This is a genomic window from Nocardioides sp. WG-D5 (assembly GCF_054031175.1).
Genome location: NZ_CM132928.1, coordinates 4,743,394 through 4,760,263, shown reverse-complemented (window position 1 = coordinate 4,760,263; position 16,870 = coordinate 4,743,394). Strand labels below are relative to the sequence as shown.

Genomic DNA, 16,870 nt, shown 5'->3' with positions numbered 1-16,870 from the left:
GTGTGCCGATCACTTCATTGCCAGTCAACGCTGTGCCACCTTGTTCGTCAGAGCTCCGAGCCCCTCGACGAAGATCTCGATCTCGTCGCCGGGCTCCATGGGGCCGACACCCTCGGGGGTGCCGGTGAGGATCACATCGCCCGGCAGCAGCGTCATCACGCTGCTGATGTGGGCGATCAGCTTGGGGATGTCGTGGACGAGGTCCTTCGTGGACCCGTCCTGGACGACGTCGCCGTTGAGGAATGTCTGGATGCGTACGCCGGCCGCCAGCTGCTCCGGCTCGACCTCGGTCTCGATCCAGGGGCCGAGAGGACAGAAGGTGTCGTAGCCCTTGGCCTGGGAGAAGTGCTTGAGCCGCCGCTGGACGTCGCGCGCGGTGACGTCGTTGGCCACGGTCATCCCGTAGATGACGTCCGTCACCTTCTCCACCGGGACATCGCGGCAGATCCGGCCGATCACGATCGCGAGCTCACCCTCGTAGTGCAGATCCTCGACACCCGCGGGCCGCTGGATCGCGTCGTTCGGGCCGCAGACCGCGGTGTTGGGCTTGATGAAGAAGAGCGGCTCCTCCGGCACCTCGTTGCCCAGCTCGGCGGCGTGCTTGGCGTAGTTGCGGGCGACCGCGACCACCTTGCTGCGCGGGATCACCGGCGCGAGCAGCTTGACGTCGTCGAACTTGTGGACCTGATCGGTGAGGTTGATGCCCGAGAACAGCGGGTCGCCCTGGAGCGCGACCACGGTCGCGTCCTCGCTGAGCTGGCCGTAGCCGTCTAGGTCCCCCATGACGACGCCGAACTGGGGCTCGCCACCCTTGGTCGTGAATCTGGCGATGCGCACAGGCTGAGCCTATCCGGACCCGTCGCCACGATTCACTTCACGATGCGCCGCCTTCGTAGGCTTGTACGTCGTGGAGGTGCTGTCGCGTTCGGAGTGGACCGCTCACGCGGCCGCCCACCACGCGCGCCTGGCGCCCTACGTCGAGCCGCATCTCTCCCGTCGCGGCGCCCGGGTCAAGCACCCGGTCAACGACTTCCTCTTCACCTACTACTCCTACCGCCCCGCTCAGCTAGTGCGCTGGCACCCGGGGTTCGGGGTGACGCTGTCGGACGCAGCGGAGTACGCGGATCTGCGCGGCTATTCGAACGGCACGGTCTCTCTTGAGTTCCTCGCCGACAAGCGCCTGCTCGTCGAGACGCTGCTGAAGCTCCTACGGGCGACCGCTTCGCGCGACGGCAACTTCGGCTGCTTCGGTCTCCACGAGTGGGCGATGGTCTATCGCCTCACCCCGGAGCAGGTACGCCACGCCGACTGGCCCTTGCGGTTGGGAGCCGCCGGCACCGACCGCGTCGTCGAGTCCCACCGGATCGCGTGCAGCCACTTCGACGCGTACCGCTTCTTCACTCCCCCGGCCGCACCGCTCAACACCCTCTCGCCGCGGTCGGACGACCGGGCGTCCTTCGAGCAGCCTGGCTGCCTGCACGGCAACATGGACCTCTACAAGCACGCCTTCCGGCTCTCGCCGCTGATCTCCTCCGACCTCGTCGCCGACTGCTTCGAGCTCGCCTGGGAGATCCGCACCATGGACATGAAGGCCGCTCCCTACGACCTCGCCGAGCTCGGCCTCGACCCGATCCGGATCGAGACGGCCGCCGGGAAGCAGGAGTACGCCGCGGCCCAGCGCGCCTTCGCCGAGCGGGCGGCGCCACTGCGGGAGCGGCTGATCGCCGAGTGTAAATGGCTACTCGGAAGCCTCGCCTAAGTCAGTGGGGCTGAGCCCGAAAGGTCGCGTCCCAAGAGGTACCGGCTTCGGACTCGTGGTCGTACCAATCGAAGCTGATCGTCGCGGCCAACGTGGACGAGTCGTACACCTCTTGATGCTCATCCCATGAGGCATTGAGGTTCGCATCGGCCATCGCCTCTGTCACCGACTTCGGCGCTTGCGTCTCCGCGAGAATGCAATCGCCAACCCAGTATCCAAGGTTTCCAAGGTCCTCACCCTGAGTGCGGGGCGTCTTGACCGTGATCGCGTTTCCGTCTTCGCTCAACTGGATGACGTCACCCACGGGCGGGGCCTGGGAGCCATACGCCTTCCAATCGACGACTTCGCCGGTCGAGCATGCTGCGTACGCTTCTTCCAATAGACCTGCCGTCTGGTCATCGGAGGATGGGGATGACTTCGGGTCACTCGCTTCCTCCGAACATCCGGCAAGCGTGAGGACGAGCACGAAGCACAAGGACACCAGCGTCGCTTTGTAACTCATTCCCGCAGCGTGGCCAACTTGCCCGCTGGCCTTGTGCGACCTTGACGCGCCGTACCCAATCCGAGGTACTAGTCCACGGCGAGGATCAGTTGAGCCTGTCGTGCCGCAGTGTCGATCTGGTCCTGGCCGGCTCCGCACATTCGTAGCCCAGAGGCGGCGATAGCGGCCTCTGCGGCTCCGCCGATCCTGTCTCCAGACCTCCGCATCAGGATCACAGTCTCCGCATGGTTGAGGAGCCACTCCCCCGTAGTTCCTGGCACGACCACTTGAGACCGCACGACCTGACGGCCCAGCCGCTCGTACGCATCTTCGAGCCCTCGACGGGTCTTGTCGTACGGCTCGTAGGCGGGCGACCTCGTGACCTCCGGTAGACGTGCCAGGAACCCTGTGTTGTGCGGGAGCGCCGCCAACGTGCGGACATCGAGCAGCATCAAGACATACAACGCGGTCTCGGGTGCCTCTGGCGGGCACATGCCTTCAATCTGAGCCACCTTGTCGACCGTAGGCCGTACTGACTGCTGTAGGAGCTCACCGAGGATCTCGTCCTTGCCAGACGCGAAGTGGTAGTAGAGCGACGCCTGGCGAATGCCAACCTTCTCTGCGATCTCCCGTGTCGATGTGGCGGCGAACCCCTGGTAGACGAACAGCCGAGCGGCAGCGTCGAGGATCTGGTCACGGGCTGAGAGGGCACTGTCAGGTGCCTGAATGTGCCGGGGTCGTCCCGGGCGAGTGCGTCGGTTCTCTGCGGAACTCATGGTGCTCCGTCGCAGGTCGTTGTCGAGTCTGGATCCCGGGGCGACCGCCGTCGGTGAACCCTTCGGCGCCCCCGGGCTCTGTCAGTTTCGGTCGACTCGCGGGGACGACAACACCTCGCTACAGGGACATTGAGGGACACTCGTGACAGAGTTCAGCCATGGGTAATGTCCGCCTACGCAGTGCGATGAACGCACTCGGGCTCTCCCCTGCTCGCCTCGGGGCCCTGGTCGATGTCGATGCCAAGACCGTCGAACGCTGGATCACCCAAGATCGCATCCCCCGACCCAAAGCACGGGCCCGGGTCGCCGCAGAACTGGGCAAGGACGAAACGTACTTCTGGCCCGTCCTCCTAGGCACAGACCACGCCGTCAGCCCCACTACGTCAGAGATCACCAGAGTCTGGCCCACTCGATCCGCCGTGCCCGCCGAGGTCTGGCAGCGGCACCTAGACAACGCGCAAGAGAACATCGACGTACTCGTCTACGCCGCCATGTTCCTCACGGACACCTACCGACTCCCTGAGACGCTCGCACGCCTGAGCAGCGCTGGCGGCAGAGCGCGCATCCTCTTGGGTGACCCAACGAGCGATGTCCTGGTACAGCGCGGACTTGATGAGGGAATGCCGAACGTCCCCGGCAGGGCCGCATCCGCATACGAGTTCCTCGCGGCGTCAGCATCACTGCCCGGCGTCGAGATCCGCCTACATGGCACAGCCCTGTATGCCTCGCTGTACCGGTTCGACCAGACTCTGCTGGTCAACCTTCATAGCCACGGGCTACCAGCGAAGGACTCTCCAACGCTGGAGTTGGCCGACGTGTCGGGAGGTCACCTGCACAGTTACTACATGGGTGCCTTCGACCGCGTATGGAGCACCGCCCGACGCCCTGAATAGGCTGGGCACATGCCTCGGACGGACTGGCACGACGACCCAGCGGCCCCAGCAGTCAACAGCCTGAAGCCAGCAGCAGCGGCCTTTGTCGAGCACGACGACAAGATCCTGCTCATCCAACGCAGCGACAACGGCAAGTGGTCCATGCCTGGCGGCACGATGGAGTACGGCGAGAGCCTGACCACTTGTGTTGTTCGGGAGACGTTGGAAGAGACCGGCATCGAGATCAATTGCACCGGCCTGGTCGGCGTCTTCACCGATCCACTCCACCGCATCGAGTACGACAACGGCGAAGTTCGTCAGCAGTTCGCCATCGTCTACCGAGCCGAGTACGTGGCCGGAGAACCGACCCGGAGCCCCGAGAGCCCACGGGTCGAGTGGATCCCACGGTCAGACGTTCTCGAGCTCACCATGGACCCAAGCCAGCGCATGAGGCTGGTTTGGGCGATCGAGCATCCCGACATGGTTCGACTCGACCCGGCCTAGAGTTCATCTCCGCAGCGTGAGTCGCTACATGGGGTTGTCGCGACGATCGATCGCAGCCAACTTGGTCCCAGGCAACTTCGAGAACAACCCGCTGATGTTCTTCGGTCGAGCGATGACCTGCTCAACGATGATGTTGAGAAGGTTGAACAGCGCCGGAAGCCACTCGTCGTCGGCGTCGAGATTGATCTCTCCCGGATGCACCGACTCGTTCCCCACGACACGTAGTACGTCCATCGCCTGCTGAACCTGGGGGTCGAGCCCCTTGTTTACGAGGGCGCCGATCTTCTTATCGATCCCTCCGTTGCCTGGCTCCAGCTCATCTACGAGCATCTGCAACGCCAAACGCAGCAATCCCGACGCGCTCTTGCGCGAGATGGGCGCTACCTCTCGTGCCTCGTTGTAGATCGCGAGGACATCCTCAGGCATGTCGGGATGCGGCTTCTCGCCCCGCCGCTTCAGCGGGAAGACCATCGTTTCGTCATGCCAGATGCTGAACTTCTGACACATCGTTGCCGTGCACTGCGCGATGTCGAAGTCGTCGGCCGAAACCCATCCTGCCACCGTCTTCCTCTTTACGACGGACCAGTCTTGAAGCGCATAGACGCCGCAATGAGGACAGTGAAAGGACTCGCGCTGATACGCCGGGGTACGGTCCTCCTTCACCTCAGTTGACCCTCCGAGCCCTCGACATGCCCCAAGGCCCTACTTGAGTCTCGACCACAGCGTCAGGGTCATCGCTTGATGACGCAGGCGGGGCACAGCTCACCGCCGAGGATGTCGAGTTCCCAGTTGCGCAGGGTGCTTCGACCATGCCCGTAAGTCCCGCATTCCGAACAGGTCGCCACTATCTCTCACCCATCTCAGTTCTCGCGAGTCCGCTTGATGGCCCACTCCACTGCCGTGGTGATGATGCCTACCTGGGTCATGGTTGCGCCGATCGCGATGATGATGGCACCAAACGCTCCGTCGTCGGTCATGATCATGCCGCCGATAAAGACGATGATCAGTCCGAAGACCATGATCTCGCCGGGGCCGAGGGAGATCCGAGGTGCTCGCGGCATGTTCTGCTGACTCATGAGGGCCAGAGTGGCCAAGAACGTCGGGAGGCGCGCGGGCCGCTGCGCGGTCATACCCCGCTTTAGGCACGCTGACACAGAGACAAGCGACCTCTCCCCGTCCACCAGACCCGATGACGCTGAGATCGATCCGATGCCGAGCATCTCGCCATCGACAGCGCATGGAATCACCTACCTTGACGAGATACGCACCAGTCACGCGCTTACTCGGGACGCAAGGAACTGGAAGCAACGCGTGATTCCAAGACCCATGAAACCGAGTCGCTACATGAATTACGGCCCGCCCTCGCCGCCTCCGCCACCTCCGCCACCTCCGCCGCCTCCGCCACCTCCGCCACCACCAGGCCCAGACGGAAAACTGAACGTCGGAGCCGTCATAGGTCTATCCGCGGTGATGCTCTGCTGCTGTGTCCCGATCCTGCCGTTCTACCTCTGGCGCAAGGGCAAACTCAGCGCGCCGATCGCGACCGCGATCGCCGGCGTCTGGGTTGTGCTTGGGGTTGCAACCGTGGTCCTGACGTCTCTCGAAGGGGAGGATCCGACGGACCCGACTCCCCTGATGCGTACCCCAAGCGCATCGAGTTCGCCCTCACCATCGGCGTCATCACCTGACAACGAAAGGCCCAGCGCCACCGCTTCTACCCGGCCCACGCGAACTGCGACGCCGACCGCGAAGCCTACCCCAACACCGAAGCCCACCCCCACGCCAAAGCCCAAACCTAAGCCCAAGCCGACACCTGAGTTGGATCCGAACTACGGGACTTGTGCCGAGGCGAACGATCACGGCCTCGGCCCGTATACGCGCGGGGTGGATCCGGAGTACCACTACTACGAAGATCGTGATGATGATGGCGTCGTCTGCGAGTGGAACTAGCAGTTCCGCTCTTACTCGACCAGGATCTGCTCGGCTGATCCCCCGAGGGCGGCTGCCTGGAGCTCGACCGCGGCGGTGACCCGCTCGGCGTCACCGGTGGCGAGGAGATCGAGGAGGGCTCCGCGCAGCGTGGCGAGGGCGAGGGTGCGGAGGGTGAGTCCGTGGTCGCTGGTCCGTTCGGGTTCGGGCTGACAGGCGGCGAGGACGGCAAGCCAGTCGTTGACGGTCGACTCGGCGAAGCTGGCCCAGGCGCCGTCGGGCTCGACCAGGGAACGGGCGTACGCCTCGGCCCACAGCCGCAGGAGCGGGCGGTGCTCCTCGGCGTCGAGCCAGGTCCAGACATGGGAGACCGCCTCGGGCAGGCCGGTGGCCGAGGAGTGCAGAGGCTCGATCATCCTCAGCTCGTCGGCGCGTGCCCGGGCTAGGAGCGCCTTGACCAACCCGTCCTTGTTGCCGAACAGGAACATCAGCACGCGAGGGCTGGAACCGATCGCGGCGGCCACCGGGCGTAGCGAGAGATCGGCGAGACCGTGCTCGAGGGCGTAGGCGTAAGCCGCCTCGAGCAGCTCGGTCTTACGGGCTGACGGGGTTGGCTCCGGGGCGGGCACGGGCCTAGCATAACTCCTACTGAAACAGTCGTGTCAGTAGGAGACGTGATGACACACGAAGAACGCGGCACCCGGATGAGGATCCGGCGTGCCGACAGCCCCGGCGACCTGGGCTGGATGGTGATGGCCCACGGCGAGATCTATGCCGAGCAGTTCGGCTGGAGCACCGAGTTCGAGGCGCTGGTCGCCCGGATCGTCGCCGACTACGCCACCGCCCACGACCCCGCGAAGGAGGCCGCTTGGATCGGCGAGGTCGACGGGCGCCGTGCCGGCTGCATCCTCCTCGTGACCGGCGAGCAGCCCGGCGTCGCCAGGCTGCGGATCCTGCTGGTCGCCGCCGAGGCACGCGGCCTCGGGGTCGGCACCTGCCTGGTCGAGGAGTGTCTCGACTTCGCCCGAGCCGCGGGGTACGACGAGGTCACCCTCTGGACCAACGACATCCTGACCTCCGCGCGGCGGATCTACGAGGCGTACGGCTTCGTCCTCACCGACGAGGAGAAGCACCACAGCTTCGGCCACGACCTCATCGGCCAGACCTGGACGCTGGACCTGCGTCGCTGACCGAACCGAGGTAACGGACGTCACATGCGGAGCACGCTCCTCCCGGCGTGACCTCGATCAACGGGATACGTTAATCCCATAATGGCCATCATTCCCCGCCCCCGAAAAGCTGCCGCCTCGATCACCACCACGGTCGGCGCCGCCGCGGGGAACGTCGCGCACTCGCTGCTCTACGGTGGGCTCGCCGACCTTCGGCCGATGCCGCGCACGCTGATCGACGACGGCACCAGGCGCGAGCTCTACCACTACCGGCCGGTGCGCGGGGCGACCCCGGAGGGCGACCCGGTGCTGCTGGTGACGCCGCTGGCGGCTCCGGCGCTCTGCTACGACCTGCGGCGCGGCTGCTCGGTCGTCGAGCACCTGGTGGAGACGAACCGGCCGACCTATCTGGTCGAGTACGGCGAGGTGAACTTCGCCGACCGCAGCCTCGGCATCGAGCACTGGATCTCCCACGTCGTGCCCGAGGCGGTCCGGTCGGTCTCCGAGCACGCGGGCGGGCGGCCGGTGCACGTGGTCGGCTGGTCGCTCGGCGGGATCTTCGCGATGCTCGCCGCCGCCGACTCCCCCGACCTCCCGATCGCCTCGCTCGCGGTGCTCGGCTCGCCCTGCGACGTACGTCAGGTGCCGCTGATCGCGCCGCTGCGGCCGCTGCTCAACCTGCCTCCGGGCAACCTGGTCACCACCGCCTACCAGGCCTTCGGCGGCGCGCCGAAGCCGCTGGTCAGGTGGGCTTTTCAGCTCTCGTCGGTCGACAAGATGTTCACCAAGCCGGTGGCGAAGCTGTCCAACCTGGCCGACCGCGAGTTCCTCGCCCAGCTCGAGGCGGTCGACCGGTTCACCGACAACATCATCGCCTACCCGGGGCGGACGTTCGGGCAGCTCTACCACCACTTCTTCCGCACCAACGCGCTGTTCGGCGGGAAGATCGATCTCGGCGACCACATCGTCGACCTGCGCGACATCAAGCAGCCCACGATCGTCGTCGCGGGTGCCAACGACGGCATCGGGCCCGTCGCCTCGGTCCGACCGCTGGTCGATCTGCTCACCAGCGCCAAGGAGCTCCGCTTCGAGGTCGTTCCGGGCGGCCATCTCGGTCTGCTCACCGGCCGTGCCGCGCGTGAGACCACCTGGCCGCTCCTCGACGACTGGTTCGGCCGGCACGACTGAGTGTCGGTGGTCGGTGGCAGGGTGTGCGCCATGTCGAACCCACCCGCCGAGGCGACCGACGAGCACTTCCGCAGCGAGGACTGGTACGCAGCAGATCTCACCGGGGCGAGGTTCGTCGACTGTGTCTTCACCGACGTCGACCTGACCGAGGCGACGACGTCGGCCGCGCTCTTCGAGAACTGCGTCTTCCACGGCGGCCGGTTCAACGCCTCGACCCACGTCGGCTCGGCGTTCGTCGGCTGCGACTTCCGGCGGACCAACTTCTTCGACGCGACCTTCGACGGCTGCAAGCTCAGCGGCACCGAGTTCTCGGACTGCACCCTGCGGCCGCTGAAGGTCACCGGCGGCGTCTGGCGCGGGGTCTCGCTGCGCGGAGCCAACCTCGCCCGGCTCGACCTCTCCGGACTGGATCTTCGCGATGCCGACCTGTCGCTGGCCGACCTCACCGACGCGGTGCTACGAGACGCGCAGCTCGGCGGAGCCACGGTCCAGGAGACGACGCTGCACGGCGCCGATCTCCGCGGCGCCGACCTCGACCGCGTCGACCTCACCGTGGCATCGCTGCGCGGCACGAAGCTCGACCTAGCCGGAGCCGTGCTGCTCGCCGAGCTGCACGGCGCGGAGGTCGACTCGGTCTGACCGCGAGCGCCGGGACCTCAGCGGTCGGCCGAGGCCTCGCGGACGGCCTTGGCCATGGAGATGCCGGCGGCGATCAGGCCGAGGCCGGCGATGAAGTCGTCGGTGTCGCGTACGTCGTCCTCGATGGCGCCCGCGGCGGCCGCCTGGAGGTGGGTCTGCTCGTCGACGGCGTGGCCGTAGACGAAGTGGAGCAGGGTGCGGGCGGCGGTCGGGGCGAGGTCGCCGAGGCCACCGTCGTTCAGTGCCGCGACGAGGTCGTCGTAGGGCTGGGTGGCGCCGAGCCCGAAGGCCCACACGGTGGCGACCACCTCGGCGCCGTCGCGGTAGGCCAGCAGCGAGTCGCGCAGGTCGGTGCAGACACCGGTGACGCGTACGTCCCAGGCTCCCGTCTGCTCGTGGCGTCCCCGGAGCAGGATCTCGTCGGCCACCGCGGCCAGCAGGGACTGCTTGTTGGCGAAGTGGTGGTAGAGCGCGCTGGGACGTACGCCCAGCTCGGTGCCGAGGCGGCGCATGGTCAGGTCGGCGAGACCGTAGTCGTCGAGGACCTCCAGCGCGCGGGCGACGACGTCCTCACGGCGGTATCGCATGTTGCTCCCAGGGGCCGGGTGGTGGGACGAAGTGGACGAAGACGTACGTCGACCTTAACCTGAACACCGTTCACCTGACCAAGGTTCAGGTCTGAGTACGCAGGAGCGAGTATGACCGAGTCCCCCACAAGCACGGACAAGACCCCCGCGGCCAATGCGTCGCGTCTGGACACCACCGACCTCGCGCTGATCGCCGCGTTCGCGGCCCTGATCGCCGTCTGCTCCTACCTCGCCGCCATCCCGATGGGCGGCGCGGGCGTCCCGCTGACGCTGCAGGGCTTCGCGCTGCTGCTGACCGGTGCCCTGCTGGGTCCGCTGCGCGGCACCGCCGCGGTGGTGCTCTACCTGGTCCTCGGCGTCGCCGGGCTGCCCGTCTTCGCCGGCCACGCCTCCGGCCCCGGCGTCTTCGTCGGGGTGACCGGCGGCTACCTGTGGTCGTTCCCGATCATGGTGCTCGCCGTCGGCCTGCTCGTGAAGTACGTCCTGCGCGCCCGCCGCACCAACCCCCTCCTCGTCTTCGCCGCCTGCGTCGTGGGCGTCGTGATCAACCACGTCGGCGGGATCATCGGGATGGCCATCGTGCTCCACGTCGGCCTGCCCGAGGCGGCGGCCTTCGACGCTCCCTACTGGATCGGCGACTTCATCAAGGCGGCCGTCGCCGCGGTCGTCGCCTCGCAGGTCCACCGCGCCTTCCCGAAGCTGCTCGCCCGACGTGCCTGAGATCCGCTTCGAGGCCGCCGAGGTCCGGGTCGAGTCCCCGGATCTCGGCGGCTCACGGACCATCCTGCAGCCGACCACGCTGTCCCTGACCGAGCAGCGCATCGGGATCGTCGGCAGCAACGGCTCGGGCAAGTCGACCCTCGCCCGTCTCATCAACGGGCTGGTGCTCCCGAGCGCCGGGAGCGTCACCGTCGACGGGCTCGACGTGGCTCGTCAGGGTGCTGCCGTACGCCGCCGCGTCGGGTTCACCTTCACCGATCCCGCCGCCCAGCTGGTGATGCCGACCTGTGTCGAGGATGTCGAGCTGTCGCTGCGCCGGACCGTGAAGGACCGCGTACGCCGCAAGCAGGTCGCCCTCGAGACCCTGGCCCGCTTCGGGCTCTCCGAGCGTGCCGAGGTGAGCGTGCATGCGCTCTCCGGGGGCCAGCGTCAGCTGCTCGCCCTCGCCGGTGTGCTCGCCACCTCGCCGGACGTACTGGTCACCGACGAGCCGACCACGCTGCTCGACCTGCGCAACACCCGGATGGTCGGTGACCTGCTCTTCTCGCTGCCGCAGCAGCTGGTCCTCGTCACCCACGACCTCGACCTCGTACGCCGCTGCGACCGCGTCCTCGTCGTCGAGGACGGCCGGGTCTGCTTCGACGGCGACGCCGACGCCGCCGTCAAGCACTACGTGAGGACGGTGAGCGAGGGATGAGCATGACGGTCGGGCTCTACCGCCCCGGCGACACCGTGCTCCACCGCCTCCCGGTGGGCCCCAAGCTGCTCGGCCTGGCCGTCATCAGCGTCGCGATCGTCGCGCTGCGCGGACCGATCCTCGCCGTCGCCTTCCTCGTGGTCGCTGTCGCGCTCGCCCTGGTCGGGCGGCTCGACCTGGCCGCCACCGCGCGGGCGCTGCGTGCCGTACTCGTCATCGCCGTGGTGGTCGCGCTCCTGCAGTGGTGGCTCTTCACCTTGCCACGGGCGGTGGAGTCGCTGCTCGACCTGGTCTCGCTCGCCCTGGTGGCGCTCACCCTGACCGTGACCACGCCGACCACCGAGATGCTCGATGCCGTGGTCCGCTGGATCCGCCCGCTACGCCGCGTCGGGCTCGACCCGGAGCGGGTCGCGCTCACGATCTCGATGGCCATCCAGGCCCTCCCCGGCACCCTCACCCTCGCCCAGGAGACCCGCGACGCCGCCCGCGCCCGCGGCCTCGGCCGCTCCCCCAGGGCCTACCTCACCCCCTTCGTCATCCGCGTCGTCGCGCGCGCCCACGAGACCGGCGACGCCCTCAAGGCCCGGGGTCTCGGCGACTGACCATCCCCAGCCGAATCGGTAGTTCTGGCGGCCGAATCTGTAGTTGTGGGTGACGAAAGTCGACTCTCGTCACCCACAACTACAGATTCGGCTCGCCATTTCGGCGGTTTCGGCTAGGGGTCACCAGCCGGGCGGGAGGCGGTGGTCCCAGAGAGCGGCGTCCTCGATCTGGGCCGAGAGGGAGAGCAGGAGGGACTCCTCGGCGGGACGGGCGGCGAGCATGACGCCGACCGGGAGGCCGGAGGGGGTCCAGTGGAGGGGCAGGGAGACGGCGGGCATGCCGGTGACGTTCCAGGCCGAGGTCCAGGGAGTGAACTCCTTCTGGGCCTGGAAGTCGCCGGCGGGGTCGGCGTCGTCACGGATCGCGCCGACCTTCGGCGGCGGGGTGGCGAGCGTCGGGGTGAGCACGGCGTCGTAGGGGGCCAGCGCCTCGAGCGCGCCCGCGGCGAAGCGGCGCAGCTCCGCGATCGCCAGGCCGAACTCCGGGCCACTGACCGCCTCGCCGCGCTCGGTGAGCCAGCGGGTCAAGGGCCGGATCTGAGAGCGCTGGTCAGGGGTGAGGTTCACGACCGCCATCGCGGTCCCGACCGCCCAGACGGTCTCGAAGACCGCGACCGCCTCGACCGGCAGCGGCCGCGGGGTGTCGACGATCTCGTGGCCCAGCGACTCCAGCAGCGTGGAGGCGTTCTCCCACGCCGTGACGCACTCGGGGTCGACCGTGGTCGGGGCGATCAGCGGTTCGATGAACCGGGCAATGCGCAGCCGCCCCGGCGGCCGATCGCAGGCGTCCAGGAACGGGAGCTGCTCCTCCGGGGCCCAGAACGGGTCACCCGTACGCCGCCCCGCGAGCACGTCGAGGAAGGCCGCCGCGTCCCGTACGGTCCGGGCGATCGGGCCGGCGGCGGCGAGACCGGCCGCGTCGCCGTACATCGGCGACGGCGAGATCCGCCCGCGGGTCGGCTTCAGGCCGACCAGGCCACAGCACGAGGCCGGGATCCGGATCGAGCCGCCGCCGTCGGAACCCTGCGCGACCGGCACGAGCCCGGCGGCCACCGCCGCGGCAGCACCTCCGGAGGAGCCACCGGCGATCCGCGTACGGTCCCAGGGGGTGACGGCGGGCGGCGCCACATCCGGCTCGGTGTAGCAGGGCGAGCCGAACTCGGGGGTGTTGGTCTTCCCGAGCGAGATCATCCCGGCCGCCTCGATCGAGAGCGTCACGTTGTCGGACACGTCCGGGACGAACGAGGCGAAGGCCGCCGACCCGAAGGTCGTACGCACCCCACGGGTGAGGTTGAGGTCCTTGATCGCGGTGGGTACGCCCCACAGCGGTGAGGCGCCGACCGGCTTGACCGCGAGCTCACGGGCACACGTCGAGATCCGCTCCTCGGCCACGGTGACGAAGGCACCCACGTCGTCGAGCCGGGCGATCCTGTCGAGATAGTGCTCGGCGAGCTCGCCCGGGGAGACCTCGCATCGATGCAGCAGCTCTCCCTGTTCCAGGGCGGTCAGATCATGAAGCTCGGCCACTCCAGCACACTAACGCCACTCGTCCTCGAGCATCGCGTAGTGCACCAATGTCGTCCACTCCCCCTTGAACCACTCGGCCTCCCGCTCGACCGCCTCCTTGCGCATCCCGAGCCGCTCGATCACCCGAGCGGAGGCCTCGTTGCGCTCGTCGACCCGGGCGGTCACCCGGTGCAGGCCGAGCCCGTCGAACGCCAGCCCCAGCAGCGCCCGGGCGGTCTCGGTGGCGAAGCCCTGTCCATGGAACTCCGGGTTGAAGGCGTAGCCGATCTCTCCCGACCGCTGCTCCTTGCTGTGCCAGAAGAGCACGACATCACCGATCAGCTGCCCGCTGTCCCGGTGCTCGACGCCGAGGCATAGCACCTCGCCCTCGCGGCGCAGGACCGAGGGGCGCCTCCACGCCGCGTAGGACTCGCGCAACGCGTCGCGGTCCTTCGGCACCGGCGGGATGTAACGGCACACATCCTCCCGCGACAGATAGGCGTGCAGGTCCTCCAGGTCGCGCTCGACGTCGATCGGACGCAGCAGGAGCCGCTCGGTGGTGATCGGGTAGTCCGGCGCCAGCACGGGCTCGCCCAGCTCCTGGAAGAGGCTCAGGTGCAGGTCGGCGGGGCCGTCGAGGCGCGCGTTGAGCGACTCCCACGGGGTGCGGGTGGGCGGCGCCACCAGCGCGGCACCACCCTCCACGAGCCGGGACGTGACACCGGCGGAGTCCTCGACCTCGAACGCCACGCGTACGTGTCCGGCCACCGGTCGACCGACCTCGACCTCGTCGATGTAGGCGTGCTGGGCGGGGTTGGCGAGCTCGAGCGTCGCTCGGCCGGCGTCGAGGATCGTCACGTGGGCATCGCCGGGGCCGGAGAAGGCGGCCTGCTCGGGAAGGCCGAGGGTGTCGCGGTAGAACGCCACCGCCTCCTCGTAGTCCTTCGCCTCGACCACCACTCGCAGCTGCTTCACGGGTCCACTCATGTCCCGCAACCTAAGGCCGAATGCCCCATCGCGCACGCGATAAATGACGAAGGTCAGGTCTCCCCCCGGAGAGACCTGACCTCGTAACGCCGCCTGGATGGGGCTCAGGCGGCTGCGGGCTCGAAGCCCGCGAGCTTCTCGACGGCCTCCTTGAAGCGGGCCTGGGCGTCGGCGTCGGTGAAGACGTCGATCTCGTGGACCGGCTGGGAGACGATCGCGTCCTCGACGACGATCGCGCCACCGATGCCGGCCGAGCGGGCGGCGTCGGCGTGGGACCACTTGGCGCCGTAGGGGGTCGGGGCGACGCCGACGACCGAGAGGATCTTGCCCTTGAGCACGCCGGCGGCGTACGGGCGGGAGAGCCAGTCGATCGCGTTGTTGATCACGGCGGGCATGGTGCCGTTGTACTCCGGCGTCACGATGAGGACGCGGTCGGCGGCGTCGATCACCTTGCGGAACTGGGTGACGGCCTCGCCCGGGTCGGCCTCGAGGTCCTCGTTGAAGAACGGCAGCTCCGCGAGGCCGTCGACGATCTCCAGCACGACACCCTCAGGCGCCTCGGCGACGAGCTTCTCGGCGAGCTTGCGGTTGATGGAGTCGGCGCGGAGGCTGCCAACGAGTACGGCGATGCGGGTGTCGGTCACGGGTTCTCCTCGTAGAACGCGGAAAGTTCAATGTTGAACTGTCTAACGTCCTCCGTCCGGAGATTCATTCCGAGACAGCGGCCTCCGAGGGTGTGGTCTCGCCCACATGCCGGCGCAGGCCGAAGGTGAGCCCGTCGACCAGGGCCTCCCACGACGCCTCGATCACGTTGGAGCCGACCCCGACCGTCGTCCACGACGTCACGCCGTCCGAGGTCTCGATCAGCACCCGCGTCCTGGCGTCGGTGCCGTGCCCCTGGTCGAAGAGCCGCACCTTGAAGTCGATCAGGTCGAAGTCGGCGACGACCGGGAAGGCGCGCGTGATCGCGGCGCGCAGCGCCTGGTCGAGCGCGTTGACCGGACCGTTGCCCTCCCCCGTGGAGACGTGACGTACGCCGGCGGCGTGGATCTTCACGATCGCCTCGGTGGTCGAGGCAGCCTCCTGGCCACCACCGCGGGCCTCGGAGATGACCCGCCACGACTCGACGTCGAAGTAGGAGGGACGCGCGCCCTCGACCTCCTCGATCAGGAGGAGCTCGAAGGAGGCGTCGGCCGCCTCGAAGGTGTAGCCCTGCTCCTCGAGCGCCTTGACCCGGTCGGTCACCCGGGTCACCAGGTCGCGGTCGTCGGAGAGGTCGTAGCCGAGCTCGCGGCCCTTGAGCTCGATCGAGGCCCGCCCGGCCATGTCCGAGACCAGCAGCCGCATGTCGTTGCCGACACCGGCCGGGTCCATGTGCTGGTAGAGGTTGGGGTCGACCTTGATCGCGGAGGCGTGCAGCCCGGCCTTGTGGGTGAAGGCGGAGGCACCGACGTACGGCTGGCGGCCTGCCGGCGGCACGTTGGTCACCTCGGCGACCGCGTGCGCGACGCGCGTGGCCTCGCTCAGCAGCCCGGTCGGGAGCACCTCGCGGCCGAGCTTGAGCTGCAGGTTGGCGACGACGGAGACGAGGTCGGCATTGCCCGTACGCTCCCCGTAGCCGTTGATGCAGCCCTGGACGTGCATCGCGCCGGCGTCCACGGCAGCCAGCGAGTTGGCGACGGCGCACCCGGTGTCGTTGTGACAGTGGATCCCGACCGCTCCGTGGGTGTGCTCGCGGACGTCGTGGACGACGTCGGCCACCCAGGACGGGAGCATCCCGCCGTTGGTGTCGCACAGCGCGACCACCTCGGCACCCGCCTCGTATGCCGTCTTGAGGACCTCCATCGCGTAGTCGCGGTTGGCCCGGTAGCCGTCGAAGAAGTGCTCGGCGTCGAGGAAGACCTGCTGGCCCTCCTGGCGCAGGTGGGAGACGGTGTCGCGGATCATCGCGAGGTTCTCCTCGAGCGTGGTGCGCAGCGCCAGCTCGACATGGCGGTCGTGGGACTTCGCGACGAGGGTCACGACGCTCGCGCCCGAGTCCCGGAGGGCCGCCACCTGCGGGTCGTCGGCCGCTCGTACCCCGGCCCGCCGGGTCGATCCGAAGGCCGCCAGCCGCGCGTGCTTGAGGTCGAGCTCGTCGACCGCTCGGCGGAAGAACTCGGTGTCCTTCGGGTTCGCACCGGGCCAGCCGCCCTCGATGAACCCGACGCCCAGGCCGTCGAGGTGCCGTGCGATCGCGAGCTTGTCGGCGACGCTGAGATTGAGGCCCTCCTGCTGCGCACCGTCGCGCAGAGTGGTGTCGTAGACGTGGAATTCCATGGCTTGTCTGTCCTCGGGGTCGACCTGGGGCTGGGCAACAAAAAACCCTCTCGGGAACGAGAGGGTGGCGCGTCGGGCAAGGCTCGACGCGCTAGCGAATGATGATGACGTGGTTCGTCATAACCCTGATACTGC

The 16,870-nt window shown here is 68.0% G+C and carries 21 protein-coding genes; 10 read left to right on the top strand and 11 right to left on the bottom strand.

Going from position 1 to position 16,870, the window contains the following annotated elements; all coding sequences use genetic code 11:
- Nucleotides 1–24 precede the first annotated feature (24 nt).
- The gene (locus ACWZJV_RS23070) at nucleotides 25–837 is read right to left on the bottom strand and encodes a fumarylacetoacetate hydrolase family protein (RefSeq protein WP_457178954.1); all 813 of its coding nucleotides are present in this window, start codon (nucleotides 835–837) and stop codon (nucleotides 25–27) included.
- 70 nt (nucleotides 838–907) lie between these two features.
- On the opposite strand from ACWZJV_RS23070, the gene ACWZJV_RS23065 reads away from it, so the two are divergent.
- Nucleotides 908–1,759 carry a 3-methyladenine DNA glycosylase gene (locus ACWZJV_RS23065; RefSeq protein ID WP_457178952.1) on the top strand — a complete coding sequence of 284 codons (852 nt, stop codon included), beginning with the start codon at nucleotides 908–910 and terminating at the stop codon, nucleotides 1,757–1,759.
- Nucleotide 1,760: 1 nt separating this feature from the next.
- On the opposite strand, the gene ACWZJV_RS23060 is transcribed toward ACWZJV_RS23065, so the two are convergent.
- Nucleotides 1,761–2,261: a hypothetical protein gene (locus ACWZJV_RS23060; RefSeq protein WP_457178950.1), complete on the bottom strand. Its 501-nt coding sequence runs from the start codon at nucleotides 2,259–2,261 to the stop codon at nucleotides 1,761–1,763.
- 68 nt (nucleotides 2,262–2,329) lie between these two features.
- Nucleotides 2,330–3,016 (bottom strand): TetR/AcrR family transcriptional regulator, encoded by a 687-nt coding sequence (locus tag ACWZJV_RS23055; protein ID WP_457178948.1) that lies wholly within the window; start codon nucleotides 3,014–3,016, stop codon nucleotides 2,330–2,332.
- 158 nt (nucleotides 3,017–3,174) lie between these two features.
- On the opposite strand from ACWZJV_RS23055, the gene ACWZJV_RS23050 reads away from it, so the two are divergent.
- Both ACWZJV_RS23050 and ACWZJV_RS23045 read left to right on the top strand, forming a co-directional pair.
- Entirely contained in the window at nucleotides 3,175–3,909 is a 735-nt protein-coding gene (locus tag ACWZJV_RS23050) for a helix-turn-helix domain-containing protein (RefSeq protein ID WP_457178946.1), read from the top strand.
- Between the two features lie 9 nt (nucleotides 3,910–3,918).
- A complete protein-coding gene (locus ACWZJV_RS23045; protein ID WP_457178944.1) occupies nucleotides 3,919–4,392 on the top strand; it encodes an NUDIX hydrolase in 474 nt (157 codons plus the stop codon).
- Between the two features lie 24 nt (nucleotides 4,393–4,416).
- Here ACWZJV_RS23045 and ACWZJV_RS23040 read toward each other — a convergent pair whose 3' ends face one another.
- Nucleotides 4,417–5,055, bottom strand: coding sequence for a DUF4145 domain-containing protein (locus ACWZJV_RS23040; RefSeq protein ID WP_457178942.1), 639 nt, complete (start codon nucleotides 5,053–5,055; stop codon nucleotides 4,417–4,419).
- A gap of 197 nt (nucleotides 5,056–5,252) precedes the next feature.
- The gene (locus ACWZJV_RS23035; protein ID WP_457178940.1) at nucleotides 5,253–5,468 is read right to left on the bottom strand and encodes a hypothetical protein; all 216 of its coding nucleotides are present in this window, start codon (nucleotides 5,466–5,468) and stop codon (nucleotides 5,253–5,255) included.
- On the opposite strand from ACWZJV_RS23035, the gene ACWZJV_RS23030 reads away from it, so the two are divergent.
- Nucleotides 5,467–6,342, top strand: a complete 876-nt coding sequence (locus ACWZJV_RS23030) for an excalibur calcium-binding domain-containing protein (protein ID WP_457178938.1) — start codon at nucleotides 5,467–5,469, stop codon at nucleotides 6,340–6,342. The two genes, ACWZJV_RS23035 and ACWZJV_RS23030, sit on opposite strands and share 2 nt — an antisense overlap.
- Before the next feature lie 11 nt (nucleotides 6,343–6,353).
- Here ACWZJV_RS23030 and ACWZJV_RS23025 read toward each other — a convergent pair whose 3' ends face one another.
- Complete coding sequence (locus ACWZJV_RS23025) at nucleotides 6,354–6,950, bottom strand: TetR/AcrR family transcriptional regulator (RefSeq protein WP_457178936.1); 597 nt, start codon at nucleotides 6,948–6,950, stop codon at nucleotides 6,354–6,356.
- A 48-nt stretch (nucleotides 6,951–6,998) separates the two neighbouring features.
- On the opposite strand from ACWZJV_RS23025, the gene ACWZJV_RS23020 reads away from it, so the two are divergent.
- From ACWZJV_RS23020 to ACWZJV_RS23010, 3 genes are all read left to right on the top strand, one after another.
- Nucleotides 6,999–7,511 carry a GNAT family N-acetyltransferase gene (locus ACWZJV_RS23020; RefSeq protein ID WP_457178934.1) on the top strand — a complete coding sequence of 171 codons (513 nt, stop codon included), beginning with the start codon at nucleotides 6,999–7,001 and terminating at the stop codon, nucleotides 7,509–7,511.
- 81 nt (nucleotides 7,512–7,592) lie between these two features.
- Entirely contained in the window at nucleotides 7,593–8,678 is a 1,086-nt protein-coding gene (locus tag ACWZJV_RS23015; protein WP_008358384.1) for an alpha/beta fold hydrolase, read from the top strand.
- 30 nt (nucleotides 8,679–8,708) lie between these two features.
- A complete protein-coding gene (locus ACWZJV_RS23010; RefSeq protein ID WP_231380353.1) occupies nucleotides 8,709–9,317 on the top strand; it encodes a pentapeptide repeat-containing protein in 609 nt (202 codons plus the stop codon).
- 17 nt (nucleotides 9,318–9,334) lie between these two features.
- Here ACWZJV_RS23010 and ACWZJV_RS23005 read toward each other — a convergent pair whose 3' ends face one another.
- Nucleotides 9,335–9,904 carry a TetR/AcrR family transcriptional regulator C-terminal domain-containing protein gene (locus ACWZJV_RS23005; RefSeq protein ID WP_457178932.1) on the bottom strand — a complete coding sequence of 190 codons (570 nt, stop codon included), beginning with the start codon at nucleotides 9,902–9,904 and terminating at the stop codon, nucleotides 9,335–9,337.
- A 111-nt stretch (nucleotides 9,905–10,015) separates the two neighbouring features.
- Between ACWZJV_RS23005 and ACWZJV_RS23000 the strand changes: the two genes are divergently transcribed.
- From ACWZJV_RS23000 to ACWZJV_RS22990, 3 genes are read left to right on the top strand one after another with little or no spacing between them, the layout of a single operon-like run.
- Nucleotides 10,016–10,624, top strand: coding sequence for a biotin transporter BioY (locus ACWZJV_RS23000; protein WP_457178931.1), 609 nt, complete (start codon nucleotides 10,016–10,018; stop codon nucleotides 10,622–10,624).
- Nucleotides 10,617–11,321: an energy-coupling factor ABC transporter ATP-binding protein gene (locus tag ACWZJV_RS22995; protein ID WP_457178929.1), complete on the top strand. Its 705-nt coding sequence runs from the start codon at nucleotides 10,617–10,619 to the stop codon at nucleotides 11,319–11,321. Before ACWZJV_RS23000 ends, ACWZJV_RS22995 begins: the two co-directional genes overlap by 8 nt.
- A complete protein-coding gene (locus ACWZJV_RS22990; protein WP_457178927.1) occupies nucleotides 11,318–11,923 on the top strand; it encodes a CbiQ family ECF transporter T component in 606 nt (201 codons plus the stop codon). The genes ACWZJV_RS22995 and ACWZJV_RS22990 overlap by 4 nt, the downstream gene beginning before the upstream one ends.
- Nucleotides 11,924–12,043: 120 nt before the next feature.
- Here ACWZJV_RS22990 and ACWZJV_RS22985 read toward each other — a convergent pair whose 3' ends face one another.
- The 4 genes from ACWZJV_RS22985 to cimA all read right to left on the bottom strand — a co-directional run bounded on the left by ACWZJV_RS22985 (nucleotide 12,044) and on the right by cimA (nucleotide 16,735).
- Entirely contained in the window at nucleotides 12,044–13,450 is a 1,407-nt protein-coding gene (locus ACWZJV_RS22985; RefSeq protein WP_457178925.1) for an amidase, read from the bottom strand.
- A 9-nt stretch (nucleotides 13,451–13,459) separates the two neighbouring features.
- On the bottom strand, nucleotides 13,460–14,416 hold the full coding sequence (locus tag ACWZJV_RS22980) for a GNAT family N-acetyltransferase (protein ID WP_457178923.1): 957 nt from the start codon (nucleotides 14,414–14,416) through the stop codon (nucleotides 13,460–13,462).
- Nucleotides 14,417–14,520: 104 nt separating this feature from the next.
- Nucleotides 14,521–15,060, bottom strand: coding sequence for an NADPH-dependent FMN reductase (locus ACWZJV_RS22975; RefSeq protein WP_457178921.1), 540 nt, complete (start codon nucleotides 15,058–15,060; stop codon nucleotides 14,521–14,523).
- A 64-nt stretch (nucleotides 15,061–15,124) separates the two neighbouring features.
- Nucleotides 15,125–16,735: a citramalate synthase gene (cimA, locus tag ACWZJV_RS22970; protein WP_457178919.1), complete on the bottom strand. Its 1,611-nt coding sequence runs from the start codon at nucleotides 16,733–16,735 to the stop codon at nucleotides 15,125–15,127.
- Nucleotides 16,736–16,870 lie beyond the last annotated feature (135 nt).

What these genes read in the sequence shown, in the direction of transcription:
- ACWZJV_RS23000 (WP_457178931.1), top strand. Translation starts at nt 10,016, where the DNA reads ATGACCGAGTCCCCCACAAGCACGGACAAGACCCCCGCGGCCAATGCG.
- ACWZJV_RS23060 (WP_457178950.1), bottom strand. Translation starts at nt 2,261, where the DNA reads ATGAGTTACAAAGCGACGCTGGTGTCCTTGTGCTTCGTGCTCGTCCTC.
- ACWZJV_RS23015 (WP_008358384.1), top strand. Translation starts at nt 7,593, where the DNA reads ATGGCCATCATTCCCCGCCCCCGAAAAGCTGCCGCCTCGATCACCACC.
- ACWZJV_RS23020 (WP_457178934.1), top strand. Translation starts at nt 6,999, where the DNA reads ATGACACACGAAGAACGCGGCACCCGGATGAGGATCCGGCGTGCCGAC.
- ACWZJV_RS23050 (WP_457178946.1), top strand. Translation starts at nt 3,175, where the DNA reads ATGGGTAATGTCCGCCTACGCAGTGCGATGAACGCACTCGGGCTCTCC.
- ACWZJV_RS23030 (WP_457178938.1), top strand. Translation starts at nt 5,467, where the DNA reads ATGAGGGCCAGAGTGGCCAAGAACGTCGGGAGGCGCGCGGGCCGCTGC.
- ACWZJV_RS23045 (WP_457178944.1), top strand. Translation starts at nt 3,919, where the DNA reads ATGCCTCGGACGGACTGGCACGACGACCCAGCGGCCCCAGCAGTCAAC.
- ACWZJV_RS23005 (WP_457178932.1), bottom strand. Translation starts at nt 9,904, where the DNA reads ATGCGATACCGCCGTGAGGACGTCGTCGCCCGCGCGCTGGAGGTCCTC.
- ACWZJV_RS22990 (WP_457178927.1), top strand. Translation starts at nt 11,318, where the DNA reads ATGAGCATGACGGTCGGGCTCTACCGCCCCGGCGACACCGTGCTCCAC.
- ACWZJV_RS23010 (WP_231380353.1), top strand. Translation starts at nt 8,709, where the DNA reads ATGTCGAACCCACCCGCCGAGGCGACCGACGAGCACTTCCGCAGCGAG.
- ACWZJV_RS22980 (WP_457178923.1), bottom strand. Translation starts at nt 14,416, where the DNA reads ATGAGTGGACCCGTGAAGCAGCTGCGAGTGGTGGTCGAGGCGAAGGAC.
- ACWZJV_RS23035 (WP_457178940.1), bottom strand. Translation starts at nt 5,468, where the DNA reads ATGAGTCAGCAGAACATGCCGCGAGCACCTCGGATCTCCCTCGGCCCC.
- ACWZJV_RS23055 (WP_457178948.1), bottom strand. Translation starts at nt 3,016, where the DNA reads ATGAGTTCCGCAGAGAACCGACGCACTCGCCCGGGACGACCCCGGCAC.
- cimA (WP_457178919.1), bottom strand. Translation starts at nt 16,735, where the DNA reads ATGGAATTCCACGTCTACGACACCACTCTGCGCGACGGTGCGCAGCAG.